The following is an 18,304-nucleotide window of genomic DNA, read 5'->3' as shown; positions in this document are numbered from 1 at the left end:
CCTCTCTTTTCTTTTCTTGATGTATTTATCTTATCAGCAAATGCGGTAATACGCTTATCCTGTAGCTTCCTGTTTTCTGTTTATAATGACCAAAATCCTACATATTTTTATTAATTCCCACATGGTATGTGCAAAAAATATAGTAGGATTTTGACCTCGTGTACTGACTGCGTTTTTCCGGCAGGCTTTTTTTCGGATCTTCCATCGGTAATGCCATATCCCCTACACCAGCAGCCGGATCCTGACAAATGCGATCTCATTGGGCTGCATCTGCACCTGGAGGCTTAAAACCCCTTCTCTGGATTGGCATTTCTGGATCGTGAGCTTGGGCTCGCAGACCCTGCGGAAATATTTGATATCATTCCTGGACAGTTCCTTTTCATAATCCATCTCCTGCCAGATATTCAGCACGCTCCCGTTCTGCTCATTGATCCGATACGTCTTCACCTGGTAAACCCCGTCCGTCACATCCGTCAGAGTCAGGCACAATTCCAGCCCGTTCCGATCCTCAAAATATTTCCAGAGATGTTCCTTCTCGATCTCGTCCTCCTTGGTAAAATAATAGTTATATCCCAGCTTCCGCTGGTTGTGGCAGATGATCCCGTAGGAATCATGCTGGTCGGTGGAGATCAGGTAATTCTCCCCTCTGCCGATATAATAAGGATAAAGCCGTTTCAAAAATTCAAAGGCGAATCCGGTGGGTTTGAGAATCCCGTCCTTCGACATCACCCCGGTGCCCCCGTGGAGCAGCCGGTTGGAATCATAATATTCCGAGATCCGGTCGCTCCCCAGGAAAAACGCCATATCCGCAACCTCGCCGTAAATATCCAGTATATTTTTGATCACATAGGCCCCCTTAAAGCAAGTGTCGTTGATAAAGCTGCGCGCGGAAGCCGTCAGGTTCCATTCCGTAATATAGAGCTTGACCTCCCGAAGCCCGGTCTGTTCGATCAGTCCCTTTTCATATAAAATACGGTGCTTCATACATTCATTGTCCGTACTGCGTTTCGCATACCGGTCCTTTTCAATTTCCCCGCGCTCATAGGAAAAATAGCAGATGGACAGAAAGTCCGGCTTCACGTCCTGGGCGCCCCAGCCCTCCAGAAACGCAACGCGCCAGCTTTCCCGGAAATCCAGCCTGAGTCCGCAGCCGCCCACCTCCATCTGATCGCTGTAATGCTTCACGATCCTGCTGGTTCTGCCGAACAGCTCGTAATATTCATTTACCGCATTCTCCTGTTCCCACCTGCTCTCATGAAACCACACCTCCATGCGCCAGTTGTCCAGCTCGCTTCTGCCGTAGCGGTGTACCAGATGCCGCATCAATGCATGCAGTACCCGTTCCCATTTTTCCGGCTCCGCATATCCTGTGTCTCCCTCTTCCTGAAACAGCGTCTGCACATTTCTCATAAATCTGACCGGCTTCATTCCCAGTTCGATATGCGGTTTGAGCCCATACTGCAGCAGAAAGTCCAGGATGGAATCCAGCCGTGTAAAATTATAGCTGCCGTCCAGGATGTCCAGGTCGATGAGCATTTCCTTTGCGAAAACATTCCAGAACCGGACATAGGTGAAACCCAGCGCTTCTTTGAGCAGCATCACGTGCTCCTGCACCTCGGACCGCAAAAGCGACGCCGCCGACCCGATATTCATGGTCCGGCCCCAGCCGTCCCACAGCTTTTCACTCTTTTGGACAGAAAATATATCCTTCCGGAAACCAATCTCCATGCCCTCCTCCTGTACCGAATCGTTCACATGGAGATAGTGCTCCAGCCGCTCCTCCACAGCCGTGTCTGTTTCCCGGACCTCTTCCTCTCTGGCCTGCTCCTTGGATCGTTTCCGCAGCGATGAGGGCGTTTCCCCGTAAGCCTTTTTAAATGCCTTGTTAAAAATGGCCACATTGGCAAATCCATTGTCATAGGCGATCCGCGTGATCGGCGTGCTGGTATACAAAAGCTCGTCCACCGCGTGATACAGCCGGATATTGGTCAGGTATTCCGCAAAGCTCATGCCATAATTCCGTTTAAAAAACCGGGAAAGATAGCCATTGGAGAGATACAGCTTGTCCGCCAGCTCTTTCAGGCTGATGGGCTGGTTATAATTTGCCCGGATATAGTTGTTGATCTGCTGGATCCGCTCCTCAAATTTTTCCTTCTCATCCAGGCTTTCCTTATCTGACGCCTGCACAAGAAAATACATGGACAAAATGTCGAGGATACGGTAGCACAGCCCGATATGTCCGAAGTTGGCCGAATTTCCCCGGGTCTCCAGATAGTGGTTCAAAAGGATTTTCAGCGTATCCCGAAGCTGGTTGTACCGCTCGCTCTGTCCTCTCGTAGAATCGCACCAGAAAATGACATCCATACTCCGGAACACATCGCTGACCATCTGATACAGAATAGAAAACCGCACGTATAAAATGTCTCCGGAGCCTTTCAGCTGATGCCGTTTATTTGCGTTCACCACCAGTACATCCTCCGGCTCCATATGGGTCACCTGCTCCCCGATTGTCACATCCATGGTGCCCTCGAGCACGTACAGCAGTTCAATATCCTGATGGAAATGCTCCGGCTCATCTGTCGTATTCAGCACGGATATTTTCATTTTCTCTTTTCTTATATTATCATCCATAGATCTTCTCCTGTTTTTTTCAGATGAAAACTCGCCTGCCCCAGCCAAAACATCCGCGGCAAGCCGCCGAATATCCATGCAGGCATGGCTGCCTGGCCCGTTGCTTCGCAGTGATCAACCAGTTGAATTTTTACACTCAGATCTGTGTTCTGTAGTATTCCAAATCTGCCTTCAAGTCATTCAGACGGTTTCCGGAAACGGAATACTCTCGCTCCACAATATATGCCTGACATCCGTTTTGGTCGGCCGCTTCTTTCAGAGCTTTCCAATCCACCAGTCCTTCTCCTGCCCTGCAGTTGATCCGCTCAAGCTCCTCCATGGTCTTTTTCAGTTCATCCGAAAAAATGGGAGCGCCGTTCTCATCCCTTGGCAGACTGCCAAAATCCATCGGCGGCTGAGGCCCTACTACCCGGCTGCTCTCCTTGATGTGGATCAGCTTCACCCTGCCGCTGTACTGCTCCACAAACGCGATGGGATCAAAGCCTGCCGCAGCGCACCAGCCCGCATCCAGCTCAAAGCTCACATATTCCGGATCAGTTTCCCGCATCAGCACATCAATCACCCTGTCGGTTCTCCTTGAGCTGTCCAACGCTGTTTCTGCCGCATGCCGGTTCTCCGGCTGTACGCTGACGCACGCCTCTCCTGCCGCATGCCGGTTCTCCGGCTGTACGTCCCCGCAGGGCTTTCCTGCCGCCTGCTGCTCCTCCGCTGCTCCCGCGGCGCCAGGCACACTCCCGATCCGGCCGCAGTCCGCAAATTCCTGGGTATGGTTATGGTAGGTAAGCATCAGCCCCTTTTCGGCGCAGGCTTTTCCGATCCGGTTCAGGGTTTTGGCAAAGCTGTGGACAGACTCCTCGTCCTTTAGAACCTCCATCCCGATTCCGATAAACTGCATCCCCAGCGCATTCGCAAAGGGGATCAATCCCTCCACCATCTCTGTCTTCGGCGCATGGAGAGAAACCGGCTCCAGCTTCAGCTCCTCAAGAAGCGCTTTGAGCTCCTCCGCCGGGATCTCAAAATCCGGCCCGAACAGCTCCACCCCGTCATATCCCATTTCCGCCGCGCGCCGGAAATTCTCCCGGCTGTCATTCATCGTCCCATCCATAAAGGAATACATCTGCAAATTTACTTTTCCCATCTTTTTGGCCCTCCTGCCATTATAGATTCTTTTTTACGTTTCTGCGGTCTAATACGGCCGCTATCCTGAAAGTTCCAACGGCCGTTGACTGTCCACGCCCCGGCCGGGTGCCCACAGAAACGGCAGCCTGCAATACGCCCAGTTCTATTCTACAGAATCCAAACTTGTTTTCCTATCCGATTTTGAGCCAAAATCATCCGGCTTTTTGCCCAATTTTTTACCTTCCATCCACAGAGAGCAAAATATACACATGTTTTTTTGTCCTCTTCGCTTTTCTTTTCGCTCACATGCGTCGAGTGATAGATAGAACTATAATGTAAGTTAGGAGGTGCAGTACAAATGAACCGGTACAAAATCATGGTAATTGAAGATGATCCTGTGATACAAGGGGAATTGCGGGCCTTGTTGGAAGGGAATGGATATGTAACCGCAGGAGCAGAAGACTTTTCTTCCGTGATAGAGACTGTCAAAAAGGAAAAACCGCACCTGATTTTGCTGGATATTAAGCTGCCTGGAGAAAGCGGATTTACCCTATGCTCGAAAATTCGTATATTCTCAGATGCTCCCATCATTTTTGTGACAGGCTGCAGCACAGATATGGATGAACTGAACAGCATTATGCTGGGCGGGGATGCCTTTATTACGAAGCCATATAATTCGGCAATTTTACTTGCAAAGACGGCCTCTTTGTTAAAACGCGCATATCCGGCACAGCAGGCGGGACAGATGGCTTATGGCGGCGCGGTTCTGCATTTGGAGGCCAGCGTTTTGGAATATGAGGGACGGCGGACTGACCTTACAAGGAACGAACAGAAAATTTTATATTACCTGTTCAAAAATGCCGGAAACATCTGTTCCCGCCCGGATATCACTGAATTTTTGTGGGACAACCAATTATATGTGGACGACAATGCCCTGAGTGTAAATATCAACCGTATTCGTGAAAAACTGGCCGCCATCGGTTTGAAAAATTTTATCAAAACGAAACACCGGCAGGGGTACACACTATGAATAAATCATTATACTGGAAAAACAGGCTGGCATTCCTGCTTACAAATTTCGTGTGTATGCTTGCCCTTACTCTTTTTCTTATAATATGCGGCAATACGGTTTCAAGTATTGCGCTGATTTTAATTCTTTGGGGATTCATTTTAGCAATCGGCATGGGAAGTACCTATTGGAAACGCAAGCGGCAAATGCAGGTGCTGCTGACGATGGCGGATCAATTATCGGAACGCTATCTGATCTCTGAAATCATGGAACTGCCGGAACGGGCTGAAGACCAGGTGTATTACCAGCTAATCAAAATGGCCGGAAAATCCATGCTGGAACAGATCGGAAGCGTCCGCCGGGAAAGATTAGAGTATAAAGAGTATATTGAGCAGTGGATCCATGAGATAAAAACGCCGATTACGGCCATGAAACTGCTTTGCGAAAATCGCCGTTCCGAATTTACAAAAGAATTTTTGACCGAATTGGAAAAGACAAATCATTTCACAGAGCAGGCCCTCTATTATGCCCGCAGTGAATATACAGAAAAAGATTATTCTGTGCGGGAGATCTGCCTGTCTGATGTTATCCATCAGGCCATAGCAGATAACAAATATCTTCTGCTGCGGAACAACATGAAGGTTACTATATCAAATGTTGACCATACCGTATTTTCAGATGACAAATGGGTTCGTTTTATTTTGAACCAGCTTATCGTGAATGCAGTAAAATACCGGACAGAACATCCGGAGTTGGCTTTTAATGTCCGTCGGCAGGGAGATCAGGTTATGCTTTACGTGGAAGATAACGGCATTGGCATTGAAGCCTGTGATCTTCCCCGTATTTTCGAAAAAGGGTTCACAGGACAGAATGGGCGTACCACGCAAAATTCAACCGGCATCGGATTATATCTTTGCAAAAGGCTTTGCGATAAAATAGGGATTGGCATTTCCGCAGACTCGTGTAAAACCGGAACGACTCTTTGCCTGACCTTCCGGATCAATCATTTCGTTCATGAAGTGCAGGGCTGATCTAGTACAGCATTGCGTAATTAACGGTGAATTCTGCACCTGCTATTTCTGCCAGTTCTGCGTTGTCGTCAATCAACGATGCCACCGCATCGCCTCTTTCCTCCGCCTTGTCCTGACAAAAATAGCAGGCACATTATTCACCATTATATACGCAATGCTGTACTAGTCTACTTCTTACAATTTTGTTAGAACTTTGTAAGAAAACCTGATACAAACAGAAGCCGGTTTCATTTACAATAGGAGTGGAGGTGAACACAATGAATGAAATTTTGAAACTGGATCATATCCAGAAATACTATGGAAACCAGGGCAATCTCACCAAGGCGGTCCACGACATCAGCTTTTCTGTAAACGAAGGTGAATTTGTCGCCATTATGGGCGCGTCCGGTTCCGGCAAGACAACGCTTTTGAACTGTATCTCCACCATCGATACGGTCAGTGCCGGCCATATCTTCCTGGACGGGACGGATGTCACGGAAATCCGGAATCAGGCGCTGGCCCGGTTCCGCCGGGAAAATCTCGGCTTTGTCTTTCAGGACTTCAACCTTCTGGACACACTGACTGTTTCCGAAAATATTGCGCTGGCCCTGACCATCAATCACACGCCTGCGGAACAGGTTGACGCAAAGGTGCTGGAGATAGCGCAGACCCTCAGCATCACGGATATTCTGGACAAATATCCCTATCAGGTGTCCGGCGGCCAAAAACAGCGCTGCGCCTGCGCCAGGGCGATCATCAACAAACCGAAGCTGCTCCTGGCCGATGAACCCACCGGTTCCCTGGACAGCCATTCGGCCCAAATGCTCCTCCGTACCATGCAGAGCATCAATGAGCAGTCCGGGGCAACGATCCTGATGGTGACGCATGATGCATTTTCCGCCAGCTATGCGGGCCGTATCCTGTTTCTTCGGGATGGGAGGATTTTTACCGAGATTTTGAAAGGCTCGGATTCCCGCAAAGCATTTTTTGAAAAGATTATAGATGTTCTCACCATGTTGGGAGGAGGGGCCGGCGATGTATCTTAAATTAGCTTTGCAAAATGTCAAACGCTCTGCCAAAGATTACGTGATTTATTTCATTACAATCGTTCTTATCGTAATGTTGATGTATTCCTTTTTGGCATTGGGATTTTCAACTGATATTACTTCCATGTCCGAAAATATGTCGATCCTGACAACCGGGATTACAGCGCTCTCTGTTGTTGCTACACTGATTTCCTCTTTTATTGTCAGCTATGCCGTCCGCTTCATACTGGGACAGCGCAAGAAAGAATTTGCCGCCTATGAATTACTTGGTATGGAAATTGGTTCTATCCAGAAATTATTTTTGATCGAGAATACGGTGATAGGAACGGCGGCTTTTCTGTCCGGCATTTCTCTGGGGACGGTACTCGCCGGAATACTGACACAGCTAGTAAAAAATATATTTGATGTGCCGCATTCCTATCATGCTTCTTTTTCGAAACAGGCTCTGGTACTCACCATTTTATTTTTCATATTGATGTACGGAACCGGGATGGTTCGTGCCGTCCATATCATCCGGCGTGAAAAAATTGTGGATTTGCTTTATGACAGCCGCAAAAATGAAGTCATTTCTAAGCAGAAACGTAGTTCCCTGCAGCTCGTACTTGTAATTTGCTCTGTAGCGGCGGTTATTACAGGAATGGTTTTGATCCGGAAGGGTTTATCTATTCAGACAAATACAGCATGGAGCTATCTGATTGGATCGACCGCATTGCTTCTGGCTGGTGTATATGAGATTTACCGCTGCTTCCCTGTCATGTTGATTACTTTTGCAAAGCGCAAAAAGAGGATTCTATATTCCAAGTGCAATTTGTTTTACTTCGGGCAGATTGGACATCGTATTCAATCCTGCGGACGCGTGATGGCAATTACAGCCATTTTATTTACACTTTCCCTTGCAGCCATGTTTATAGGGCTGGTCATGGGTGCTGGCTATAAAGCAAATATGAAAGCCTCTTATCCCTATGACACCGGCGTTGCGATTGATGCGCCTTTAACCAGAAACAGCTTTGACGGTCTGATTTCCTTTGTGGATGAGAAGTGCCCCGTCCAGAAAGAGATGATTTATTATCTCTATGATGCAAACGGCTATTCTGCTGACGCACTTGCCCTGTCCGACTACAATACACTTCGCTCCATACTGGGATTCAAAAAAACAGAATTGCCGGATGGTCAATACCTGGTTCATTGTGACACATGGACTTATACAGAGGATATTAAAGCAGCCATGAAAACCCGGCCTAAGATCACACTTGCAGGTGTAACTCTCGAAAATCCGCAGGGAAGAATTTATGAAGAAGCGATGGAACAATATCGAATGGCCGGAACAAACGGATATGTCCTTGTAGTTCCGGATCACGTTGCGCAAAAGCTTCCGGCGAACAAAATACGGCTTGTTATGCAATTAGAAAACGGCGGTATTCCGGAACTGCGCTCTGAAATCCGTGGGTATCTTCATTCGGAACAATGGCACCCAGAGCTTCAGGCCGGTACCATATGGCCGGATCATGTTACCATGGGTGTAACGGTACAGGCATGGGGCATAAGTAATTCCCTTACTGGTTTTACTTCCATTTCGTTCTGCGGCCTTTACCTGAGTATTATATTTATCCTGCTTTCCTGCACGGTACTGGCTTTTGAACAGTTATCCGCTCTTGATCATAATCGGCGGAGCTACCAGAGCCTGGGCAGGATCGGCGTCTCAGAAGAAATGCAAAGAAAACTCATTCACCGTGAATTATCTACCTTTTTCTTGATTCCGCTGATCCTGCCGGCAGTTGTTATATTCGTTCTGATGGCTGGAGCTCAAACTCTGTATGGGGCTTATATTTTGCAGAAAGGCCTCATTCCTTTCTATGGTTTCATTACGATTTCGGTTTTTGCAATGATTTATTTTGTATACTATGAGGCTGCCTATTCTCTGTTCAAAAGAAATATCTTGTAAAATCAGATGGTTCTGTCGGGAAATGACGATTTCCCCACAATATATGTGCAGTAATACCATTTCCCGACACCCCGGCTCCCAACAACAGCCCCTGTCAACCGCAATACAATTCAATCTTCCCAAACATCCCCATCGGCTCCAGCGCTTCATGGGTAAAATCAAACGGCGGCTGCGGGATCTCCAGCATTTCCCGCATCGGTGTGCCGGCTACCTCCACAACGATCTTATTTTCCCCGGCTTTCAAAGCGCCGCTGATCTCCACCTGGTACGGCGGGAAGATCCGCACGCCTGCTTCGCTTCCGTTTACGGTCACCTTCATCATCTCAAATACCTGCTCCGCTTTCAGCACCGCCCTCTCAGGCGTCTCCTCCAGATACACCGTCTTTTCATAGCATGCTATGCCAGAAAACGTGGGTTTCTCATCAGAAACAGGCTTTAGTTCATGCACCCTCTCCCCTTCCGGGAACTGCGGATATTCTTTCGCCTTCACCAGACTTACCGTCCAGTCCGCAGAAATATCCCTGCTCTCCAGTCCGTCAATCTGTTCTCTGAAACTTTTGTGTTTCACATTGCATACTATGTTTTTTTGTTCGAAAATCACAACGCATTCCCCAGGCTGCAATTCCAGTGAAACTTCTATGTTTCCTTCCGCCTCATAAAAATCCGCCAGCTCATACACATCTTCCATGGCATCATAGTATACAACCGGCTCCGCTGTCGGCAGTGTCACCTTTCCGCAGAATACATCCGCTGCGGATTCATTCTGGAACACAAAGATCTGCCGGTCTTTCTTGTAATGGTAGAAACTCAGATCCTTACATTCCGTGTCCACCGCAATATCCGCAAATCCTCTTGCTCTCAGCACCCCGGCCAGCTCCGACAGAGCCACAGTCTCTCCGCCAATCGCCCCCGCCGTACATCCTTCTCCGGCTTTTCCCGCGATCCGATCCGTACAGCCATTTTCCGCAATACGGTCTGTGTATCCGCCTTTTCCCGCAATCCGATCCGCTCTGCCGTCCTTTCCCGCAATCCGATCCGTGCGTCCGCCCTTTCCAATCACTGTCTCCGGTTTTCCGTCCACGAAGATCACCGGAAATTCCCCCGCTTTTTCCACAAAAGCCGCCAGCCGCTCCGGGATTTCCTTCGCATAACCGATGATCAGCGCCTGAAATTCCACCCCATTGATATACAGCTTCTTTCCCTCCAGCCTGCCGTTATATGCCGCCAGGTCATCCAGCATATCCAAGGATACGATATCTAGATCAATCTGGTGCTCCAAAAGCTGCCGGATCACCTTCTGCATGGGCATATTTTTGCCCACCCAGTCAGCCTCCCCATCGTAGAGGACCGCAGCGGAAGCCACATGCTGTCCGCCGTTTAACAGGCCGCACATCCGGTTCGCGTACTTCATCAGCCTTGCGAAATACGGAAATTCTGGGTTATTGCCCCGCGCGTAGAAGTGGGGCGGGCAGTCAGGATCCGGATATTCCGCCATGGAAAATGCATGAGGAACCAGATGGTTGACCCCTTTCACCAGCAAATGATCCAGCAGATACTTCATATCCCGCACCCCGAAGCTCCATCCATAGGCACCGAACAGCTCGCACATGGTCCTGCCCTGCTTCTTCGGCTCCAAGTGCCCGCAGGATGCCCCCAGCTTTCCAAGCGTATAATGGAAAAATTCTCCGTCACAGTCCGTCATCGCGTTGCGCTGCTCCACCGGCGCCCCGTAAAGGATCTGCCCGCCGATACTGTCAATGCCTGCCATATGCTGTCCGGACATGGCCCGGAAATAATGGGACGGCCCCATCCCCAGACGGCTGTGGATCCCGTTGTCCTCCACCACATGCCCGATATATTCCACGCCGTGATCCTCACACCAGGTGCCGATGGTATCGCTGAAATTCTTCTTGTACAGACGGGACACCTGGTCCATATAGTCATAGCGGATGCCTGTACGAAGCCCCTGCTCCTCGGTCTCCACAAACAGGAACGGAAGCGCCTTCGTCAGCTCCTCCCCATACAGCCCGGTGAGATTCTCCTGCAGTTCATCGCTCCACGGAAGCTGCATCTTGACTCTCCCGACCTGCACGTCATAATTATTGAATACAACCACATTTCCAAATTGAGGCTCGTCCGAGAAAAAGCCTGCGATCGTCTTTCCAAATTCGCTGCCGTATTTCTCATAATGAGACTCATAGACCCCCTCGATCTGGGTCGCCGCCGACTCCTTGTCGATCATATTGATATAAGTATCATTTCCCCCGTCCGTCCGAGTCTTATAGAGTACAAACACTCTCCAATTCCCCTTCGGCAGGGTAAATTTTACATAGCATCCGTCATATTTTTCCGTAAGGTCAATCACTTCCTCATGGAAGAGATTCCCTTCCGCATACCGCACAGCCAGGATCGCATACAATAGATTATTTTCCCGCTCCGCATAGTCCACAGGATCCCCGATCTGCCAGAATCCGATGGAAGGCTTCAGCATCCGGCTCACATTCAGGCTCCGCTCATATCCGCCCCCGAAAATATCCGCCGTCGTGTACGCCAGATATAGCTTTTTCCGCTCCGGGTACTTCTTTTCGATCAGCCCGTTGGCGTATCCCGTAGGAAAGTGCTTGTCGTCCAGAATCCACAGCTTCATACCCTTCTTTTTCGCTTCATCCAAAATGATATCCATGTCATGCCACCAGCCCGGCCCGCAGAAATCGTCGTGGGGACGTGCTTCCAGGCATACGGCCCGAATCCCGCACTCATAGATCTTCTCCATCTCTTCCCGAAGGACTGCCTCTTCCTCGCCGCGCATCCACAAAAACGGTAAAATATAATTGTTTTCCATATTCGCTTCTTCTCCTTTTTTGAATCTCATGCTTCTGGTTATAAGCATAAACCTTACGCACCCTGCTGTAATGTAGATTCCGGACTTTTTGCTTGTATATTTTTGACCCATTTTCAATTTTATGGTATGATAATTATGGTCCACACTCGGATCGGACGTTCACTGCAGCGGCATCCGGCCCATCACGGAGTTGGCCGGTTTCCGTTCTGCAAGTGTACGGCGCCGTGTGAACAATTACCTATGATATACACGGCTGCAAAGCTGCACGTATTCTATAAAAATGAGGACAAGGATTATGATAAACTACAGAGAAGACTCCGACCTGCGCGGCACCCCCCGGGCCGTCATTTCCCAGGTGCAGAAAGCGGTGGTCGGAAAATTTGATATCATCGAACAGATCATGATGGCATTTCTTGCCAAAGGACATATACTCGTAGAAGACATTCCCGGCACCGGCAAAACCACCATGGCCCTGGCATTTTCCCACGCCATGGGCTTAAAAGCCAACCGGGTCCAGTTCACCCCGGATGTACTCCCGGCAGACCTGACCGGGTTTACCATTTATCAGAAAGAGACCGGGCAGTTCGTGTACCAGCCCGGCGCAGTCATGTGCAACCTCCTGCTGGCCGACGAGATCAACCGGACCTCCCCGAAAACCCAGTCCGCGCTCCTGGAGGTGATGGAGGAACGCCACGTCACCGTGGACGGCATCACCCGGAACGTGGGAAACCCGTTTATCGTCATTGCAACGGAAAATCCCACCGGCTCCGCGGGAACCCAGCTCCTCCCCGACTCCCAGCTTGACCGTTTCATGATCTGCGTGAAAATGGGCTACCCCACGGTCACGGAAGAAGTGGATATCTTAAAGAGAAACCAGTACGGCAGGGCGGACGCCCGGGCGGAACGTGTCTTTTCCGCCGACGGCCTGCTGGAAGCCCAGGAACAGGTGAGTGAGATTTTTGTCCACGATGTGGTCTATTCCTATATCGCCCGCCTGTCCAAAGCCACCCGGGAGCAGGAAATGATTGCCCTGGGCTTAAGTCCCCGGGGCACCATCGCCCTGGCTTCCATGGCAAAGGCATGCGCTTACTTAAACGGCAGGGAATATGTGGTCCCGGATGATGTGAAGGCCGTATTTCCCGCCGTTGCCGCCCACCGCATCCAGCTCAGCACCAAGGCCAGAGTGGGACACATCCTGGCGGACGACCTGATCCAGCAGATCCTGGATCACACCACGGCGCCGTCCATTTCCAAAAAATAAGCTATCCGCAGAACAAAACGAGGATCGAATATGACAGCACGAATAATCGGATATATACTGGTGTTTCTCGGCAGCATCTATCTGTTTTTTATGTATGACGGGCAGATCTGGACCGGCTTTCTCATTCTGGAGCTCTTGTACCCCATCTGCTCCTGCCTGTTCCTCCGGCATACAGGCAGGCAGGTAAGCGTCCGTTTCGGCAGGTTTCCGGCCATGGCCGAGCGCGGAAAACGTTTTTCCGGTACTCTGATCCTGAAAAACCATTCCAGGCTCTGGAGTGTAAGATATGTCCTCCGGGCACAGGTGCGAAATGGTTTTTCCGGACAGCCCGCCCCGGGAATCAAAAAAAGCGGCTCCGCCACTGGCACAGCGGCCTTCCCCTCCCGGAGAGGCTTCTTCCGCCGAAAAGCCAAAGCCGCCCTCCGGATCAAATATGCCCCTTCCGAGCTCTCCCCCTTTGATGAGCAGAAGCTGGATGTGGAACTGGATTCCGCCTATGCAGGCACGGTGGAATACCGGCTGGACGCCCTGGTACTCTATGACATGCTGGGGATCTTCTGCCGGACGATTCCTTTGGGGGAGCGCCGGGCCATCGGGATCATGCCGCCTTTTGAACTGATGCCCCTGGAAATCACACGGCGGACAAGAGAATTTCTTGCCGACGCAGACGAATATTCCACCGAAAAAAAAGGGGACGACCCCAGTGAGATCTACCAGATCCGGGAATACCGCCCACCGGATTCCATCCATTCCATCCACTGGAAATTAAGCGCCAAGGAGGACAGCCTGATGGTCAAGGAAAACAGCCTTCCCATGGGCTGCGTGGTGCTTCTCTGGATCCGCCTGCCCCTTGCCGACGCAAGCAGCGCCGGATTCAACCGTCTGCTGGAGCAGGCGGCCTCGCTGTCGATCACCCTTCTGGAAGAAAAATGCATCCACATGGCCGCATGGTTTGAAGAAAAGAGCGGCCGGGTTATCAAATGGAGAGTCAGCACGGCGGAGGAAGTCTATGAATGGATCTGGCGGCTCTTGTCCACCGAGCCCTTCCAGAATGAAGAGCTGGAAAAAACCTGCTATGAAGAGGCCTTCCGGGGCGTGAATTTCAGCAGCATCGTAGTTTTAAACGCAGACGGGACGCTCACCGTAAACGGCGGGACCCAGGAGCTGCTGCAGCTATGATCCCCCGCAAAAATGCTGTCCGCACGGCAGCGTGGGAAAACAGAACGTGACTGTTTGCACCCTGAGCCGCAGCCCAGATGCGAATGTACGGCGCCGTGTAAGCAGCGGCCGCAAAAAAGGAGCATTATAATTATGAAGGAACGCAAAAAAATACGGGACGGAATCACCTTATATTCCAAAACCGATTCCAAATTCTATCCCCAGGACAGATCCCTTAGATCGGAATCCGACCAGACGGGCGGCCATCGCCTGATCCGGAATCCCCTAAAAAACCGGCTCCGTCCCTTCCTGCTGGCCGGTGCCCAATTGGCGGCGGTCTGGTTTCTTATGTTCTCCTGGTGGCATTGCCTGACCGGCGTATTTCCCATTGAGGCAGACACTCCCCGGCTGTATCTCCTCTGCTTCCTTTTCACCGCCGCACTGACCGCCCTCTGGAACGCCCCTCTGCGCAGGCTGTGGAAATTTTTTCTTCCGCTTCTGTTTTTCTGCCTTGCCGGGGTCTGGATCTGGCGGCACCAGGATGGGGCGGTCAATGTGATCAACCTGACGGCCAACGCCTATCTGAGCGTCCGCAGGCCGAACGCGAATCCCTACACCATCCGGCCGGTTCCCGATCCGGAAATGGCGTTCATGTTTGCGCTCTTCCTGCTGCCCCTTCTGTTCATCTGGAGCCTGGTCCTGCATCTCAGGGCGGGAAAGCTGACAGCGTACGTCCTTCTCCTGGCTCCCGCCGGGTGGATTCTGGCAGAAACCCTGGTTCCGTCCGAAACCTCCTGCTGGATGCTGATTCTCTCGGGCGGAGTATACGCAGCGATCTGCGGCTGCCGGGACGGACGCGCCGCACTGCTCAAAGGGACTGCGTCGGCCTGCGTCCTGGCCCTGCTGATCTCCTTGTCCGCCTTCGCCAGCCGTCCGCTGGAAGCATGCAAGGAACCCTCCGACGGCTTTTACGCCCGTACCCGTGAGACCATCGAAACCGGATGGATTCAGCCCCTGCAGGATTCCTATACTCAGGCCAAGGCAGAGCGTGAGGAAAAGAAACGGCTGGCCCGGGAAGTTCCCCCGGAACAGGAGCAGCCCCAAAACCCGGAACAGCCGGATGCAGACAGTTCCGGGGCCAAAAGCGATCCGCCCCAGCCCCAAGAGCTGCCGGCTGTCCCGAATCCCACTCCTGAAACAGACATCCAGCCGGAGTTTTCCGCCGAATCCTCCGGGGATACCCCGGACGGGGACACTTCACAGCCCTCCGCCGAAAACGGCCTGGAAAATGCCGAAGCTCTCCGTATCGGCACTTCCAAGGGAACCGTGACTGTCAGCACAGCCAAATTTCCGGATCTGAATGCACTGTCCCATTTTCAGCCGGACGCCGGCACCCGGCTGACCCTGACCCTGGATTCCAGGCCGGAAGGAACCGTGTACCATCCTTCTGCGTACGGCGTGTCCTATATGGACAGCCATTGGTATGACCTGACTTCTGAAAACGGGATTCCGCCTGAAAGCTACCTGGAATATCCGGACAGCCTGGAACGCCTGGACACGCTCTGCCAGGAACATGCTCCCGAAACACTTGCAGAAGCTTCCGACTTTATCCAGAAAGAATTTGAGAATCATACGGTTTACGATTTCCAGCCTGGGCCTACCCCATCGGGACAGGATTTTGCCGAATATTTCCTGTTTGACAATCAAAAAGGCTTCTGCGTCCATTTTGCCACAACGGCAGCCCTGATGTACCGCATGTGCGGCTATCCGTCCAGATATGTCCAGGGTTACGCCGTTCCCGCCTCCGCTTTCCGCCGTCAGGAGGACGGCAGCTACACCGCGGAGGTCACCGGGGACATGGGCCATGCCTGGTGTCAGGTTTTAGAAGACGGAGAATGGATCACAAAGGAGCATACCCTGCCCTACCACGGCGTCCGTCCAGAGCCTGGCATTCCCGCCGTATCCAGCGGCAGGCATTCCTGGACCCGCAATGCCGCGGGCTGGGGGCTTTTCTTCCTGAAATCCTGCGCCGTCTGCATCCTCTGCCTGGGGGCGGCCATCCTGCTTTTGCTCACCCAGGCAGCGCTCCGGAGGCAGCGCAGATACCGGAAGTTCCGAAGCGTCCGCCGGGGCGCCGGAATCCGGCGGATCTACCGGGCGCTCTATGATACAGCCGTTTTTCAGGGAATGGAACCCACCGACCTGTTGAGCCTGCAGGGCTTTGAAACGCTCCGGGACTATTTCCCGGAAATTCCTTCTGAATCCATGGAATGGCTGTACCAAACCGTACTGGAAACCATGTTTTACAACAAAAACGCCACAAAAGAAGACACCAAAAAAGCCTGGAAGATCTATCGCCAGTTTTCCCATATGGTCAAACAGAACATGACTCCTTCCAGGAGATTTATTTATCAGTATATGAAAGTCTATTGAACCCATAAATACCGTTTCTCTTTTTTTACATGATGGGTTAAACCAGATAGGGATAAAAATAGATATGTATCGGCAGGAGCATAGATTTTCTCCTGCCACGCCCGTATTTAGGCGGTTTGACGTTTGGTACGCTGCATATATTCCCGTTCCATTTCCTGCATTTCCTCGTCCGTGGGGTCTACCAATGTATATACGATGCCGCTGGCTCTTGACCACGCCCAAAATCCTTCCAGGAGAGGCCTGCTCAGTTCCTGACGCTTTTGTGTGATTGATTCGCATATATTTACCTATCCTTTGCATGGCTTTTTGTTACTATTCACAGTCATTTCAATCATTTACGCTCTTGCGAAAACTGTGGTGACAGTGATGATGTCATCGTCGATCTTCGCAAAAATTTCGCCATTCATCTTGCGCATGAGCTGTCTGCAAATGTAAAGCCCCAGCCCGTTGCCGCCAATGTTTCCCGCATTTGCTCCGCGCCAAAAGCTCTCGAAAATATGCGGCAAATCGTCCTTCTCAAGCGTACAACCGCCGTTCATGATTGCAATTTGGACGCATTCGTCGTCTTTGGGGAAAATCAATTCCACACGTCTGCCATCGCCGTATTTGAGGGCATTTTCAATAATGTTTTGCATCACTTCAACGCTCCTGCTCAAATCTCCCGATAGAAGGCAGTTTTTATATTTCCCGATAATAAAATCTGTTTTGATAAGCGCCAGTTTTTCCCTGTAATATCCCGCGATTTTTTCAACAAGTTCCGAAAGATAAAACTCGCCCATGTTCACTTCAAGGCTGAAGAAATCTTCTCTTGAAGCTGTTATAATCTGTGAAACATAGCCCTCGATTTCGTCCGCTTTTTCGTTGATATTTTCAGCGATTTTGTGCTGCTTTTCCGCATCCGAATACAAATTTTTCGATAGTGCTACCGAGTACAATTTTATAGCGGAAAGTGGCGTTTTAATATCGTGCGAGAGCGATAGCAGCAGTGTTTTCTTTTCTTTTTGCATTTCCAGTTCGCGCTGCTTTTGCTGTTCGATATTTTCACGGAGAATATCGATTCCCCAAAGAAATTTTCCGAAAAAACGGTTTTTCGTTTCCTTTATCGGCGCGGCGAGATTACCCTTTGAAAGCTCGTAAGGGATACCGCTCAGACGTTCAAAGGGCATAAGAATTGCGAATTTTATATAAAGCAAAACCGTTATGATTAAAATCGCCATAACGCCGAGAACGGCATTTACAATTCCTGTAAGCTGCGTTTTGTCGGAGTAGCCGTTAGTATTGTAATCAAAGCGATAAAGTTCTCCGTTTATTTCACGGATAACATAGTCGCTGTCCGTGCTGTAAAATTTTTCTCCGTATCGTTCAATATTTGTAACGTACACACATTCGGAAATGTCGGCAGAACCGTTCGCTTCTATTTCTCGAACAAGGCGGCTTATCTCTACGCGGTACAGTCTGCCGTTATTGGTCTTGTCGGCAGCAAGAATCAGATTCACGACAGCAAACAATAGTATCACGGCAACCGCAACTATCGAGAAAATTCTGTTAAACGCTTTCATATTTATAACCCACCCCCCATACAGTCACTATTTTTTTAGGATTTTTGGGGGCGTCCTCTATTTTCTGCCGCAGCCATTTTATGTGTACCGTCAGTGTCTGCTGTTCTGAAAAGCTGTCGCTGCCCCAGACCTGTTCAAAAATGTATTCCTTGCTCAAAGCCCTGCCCTTATTCTCCATCAAAAGCAGAAGCAGCTCAAATTCCTTCGCGGTCATTTCGAGTTCTTTTTCGTTTTTGTAAACGGCACGGCTCGCCTTATTTATGCGTATATTGCCGTCAGTAATTTCGTCAAGAG

At 50.4% G+C, this 18,304-nt stretch carries 12 protein-coding genes; 7 read left to right on the top strand and 5 right to left on the bottom strand.

Going from position 1 to position 18,304, the window contains the following annotated elements; all coding sequences use genetic code 11:
• Nucleotides 1-222: 222 nt before the first annotated feature.
• Both ACTOY7_RS18120 and ACTOY7_RS18115 read right to left on the bottom strand, forming a co-directional pair.
• A complete protein-coding gene (locus ACTOY7_RS18120; protein ID WP_482671264.1) occupies nucleotides 223-2,631 on the bottom strand; it encodes a GH39 family glycosyl hydrolase in 2,409 nt (802 codons plus the stop codon).
• 136 nt (nucleotides 2,632-2,767) lie between these two features.
• Nucleotides 2,768-3,769 carry a sugar phosphate isomerase/epimerase family protein gene (locus tag ACTOY7_RS18115; RefSeq protein WP_482671263.1) on the bottom strand — a complete coding sequence of 334 codons (1,002 nt, stop codon included), beginning with the start codon at nucleotides 3,767-3,769 and terminating at the stop codon, nucleotides 2,768-2,770.
• Nucleotides 3,770-4,108: 339 nt separating this feature from the next.
• On the opposite strand from ACTOY7_RS18115, the gene ACTOY7_RS18110 reads away from it, so the two are divergent.
• From ACTOY7_RS18110 to ACTOY7_RS18095, 4 genes are all read left to right on the top strand, one after another.
• Nucleotides 4,109-4,780 carry a response regulator transcription factor gene (locus ACTOY7_RS18110; RefSeq protein ID WP_004082493.1) on the top strand — a complete coding sequence of 224 codons (672 nt, stop codon included), beginning with the start codon at nucleotides 4,109-4,111 and terminating at the stop codon, nucleotides 4,778-4,780.
• Nucleotides 4,777-5,790: a sensor histidine kinase gene (locus tag ACTOY7_RS18105; RefSeq protein WP_482671262.1), complete on the top strand. Its 1,014-nt coding sequence runs from the start codon at nucleotides 4,777-4,779 to the stop codon at nucleotides 5,788-5,790. Before ACTOY7_RS18110 ends, ACTOY7_RS18105 begins: the two co-directional genes overlap by 4 nt.
• 257 nt (nucleotides 5,791-6,047) lie before the next feature.
• Nucleotides 6,048-6,815 carry an ABC transporter ATP-binding protein gene (locus ACTOY7_RS18100; protein WP_004082497.1) on the top strand — a complete coding sequence of 256 codons (768 nt, stop codon included), beginning with the start codon at nucleotides 6,048-6,050 and terminating at the stop codon, nucleotides 6,813-6,815.
• Nucleotides 6,805-8,757, top strand: a complete 1,953-nt coding sequence (locus ACTOY7_RS18095) for an FtsX-like permease family protein (protein WP_482671261.1) — start codon at nucleotides 6,805-6,807, stop codon at nucleotides 8,755-8,757. Before ACTOY7_RS18100 ends, ACTOY7_RS18095 begins: the two co-directional genes overlap by 11 nt.
• A gap of 94 nt (nucleotides 8,758-8,851) precedes the next feature.
• On the opposite strand, the gene ACTOY7_RS18090 is transcribed toward ACTOY7_RS18095, so the two are convergent.
• Nucleotides 8,852-11,599, bottom strand: a complete 2,748-nt coding sequence (locus ACTOY7_RS18090; protein WP_482671260.1) for a glycoside hydrolase family 2 — start codon at nucleotides 11,597-11,599, stop codon at nucleotides 8,852-8,854.
• Nucleotides 11,600-11,894: 295 nt separating this feature from the next.
• Here ACTOY7_RS18090 and ACTOY7_RS18085 point away from each other — a divergent pair, with 295 nt between their 5' ends.
• The 3 genes from ACTOY7_RS18085 to ACTOY7_RS18075 all read left to right on the top strand — a co-directional run bounded on the left by ACTOY7_RS18085 (nucleotide 11,895) and on the right by ACTOY7_RS18075 (nucleotide 16,451).
• Nucleotides 11,895-12,860 (top strand): AAA family ATPase, encoded by a 966-nt coding sequence (locus ACTOY7_RS18085; RefSeq protein ID WP_285825710.1) that lies wholly within the window; start codon nucleotides 11,895-11,897, stop codon nucleotides 12,858-12,860.
• Nucleotides 12,861-12,890: 30 nt separating this feature from the next.
• Nucleotides 12,891-14,039 carry a DUF58 domain-containing protein gene (locus ACTOY7_RS18080; protein ID WP_482671259.1) on the top strand — a complete coding sequence of 383 codons (1,149 nt, stop codon included), beginning with the start codon at nucleotides 12,891-12,893 and terminating at the stop codon, nucleotides 14,037-14,039.
• A 132-nt stretch (nucleotides 14,040-14,171) separates the two neighbouring features.
• On the top strand, nucleotides 14,172-16,451 hold the full coding sequence (locus ACTOY7_RS18075) for a transglutaminase-like domain-containing protein (protein WP_482671258.1): 2,280 nt from the start codon (nucleotides 14,172-14,174) through the stop codon (nucleotides 16,449-16,451).
• Nucleotides 16,452-16,786: 335 nt separating this feature from the next.
• Here ACTOY7_RS18075 and ACTOY7_RS18070 read toward each other — a convergent pair whose 3' ends face one another.
• Nucleotides 16,787-18,010, bottom strand: a complete 1,224-nt coding sequence (locus ACTOY7_RS18070) for a sensor histidine kinase (protein WP_004082510.1) — start codon at nucleotides 18,008-18,010, stop codon at nucleotides 16,787-16,789.
• Nucleotides 17,997-18,304: winged helix-turn-helix domain-containing protein (locus ACTOY7_RS18065; RefSeq protein ID WP_482672726.1), on the bottom strand; the 308-nt coding region annotated here is incomplete at its 5' end. The genes ACTOY7_RS18070 and ACTOY7_RS18065, both read right to left, overlap by 14 nt.

Source organism: Schaedlerella sp., from assembly GCF_056796775.1.
Note: the sequence above shows the minus strand (reverse complement) of the source record. Positions and strands in the feature narration are given on the sequence as shown.

Excerpts from the sequence above, each read along its gene's own strand:
- ACTOY7_RS18120 (WP_482671264.1), bottom strand. The coding sequence starts at position 2,631 with ATGGATGATAATATAAGAAAAGAGAAAATGAAAATATCCGTGCTGAAT.
- ACTOY7_RS18115 (WP_482671263.1), bottom strand. The coding sequence starts at position 3,769 with ATGGGAAAAGTAAATTTGCAGATGTATTCCTTTATGGATGGGACGATG.
- ACTOY7_RS18110 (WP_004082493.1), top strand. The coding sequence starts at position 4,109 with ATGAACCGGTACAAAATCATGGTAATTGAAGATGATCCTGTGATACAA.
- ACTOY7_RS18105 (WP_482671262.1), top strand. The coding sequence starts at position 4,777 with ATGAATAAATCATTATACTGGAAAAACAGGCTGGCATTCCTGCTTACA.
- ACTOY7_RS18100 (WP_004082497.1), top strand. The coding sequence starts at position 6,048 with ATGAATGAAATTTTGAAACTGGATCATATCCAGAAATACTATGGAAAC.
- ACTOY7_RS18095 (WP_482671261.1), top strand. The coding sequence starts at position 6,805 with ATGTATCTTAAATTAGCTTTGCAAAATGTCAAACGCTCTGCCAAAGAT.
- ACTOY7_RS18090 (WP_482671260.1), bottom strand. The coding sequence starts at position 11,599 with ATGGAAAACAATTATATTTTACCGTTTTTGTGGATGCGCGGCGAGGAA.
- ACTOY7_RS18085 (WP_285825710.1), top strand. The coding sequence starts at position 11,895 with ATGATAAACTACAGAGAAGACTCCGACCTGCGCGGCACCCCCCGGGCC.
- ACTOY7_RS18080 (WP_482671259.1), top strand. The coding sequence starts at position 12,891 with ATGACAGCACGAATAATCGGATATATACTGGTGTTTCTCGGCAGCATC.
- ACTOY7_RS18075 (WP_482671258.1), top strand. The coding sequence starts at position 14,172 with ATGAAGGAACGCAAAAAAATACGGGACGGAATCACCTTATATTCCAAA.
- ACTOY7_RS18070 (WP_004082510.1), bottom strand. The coding sequence starts at position 18,010 with ATGAAAGCGTTTAACAGAATTTTCTCGATAGTTGCGGTTGCCGTGATA.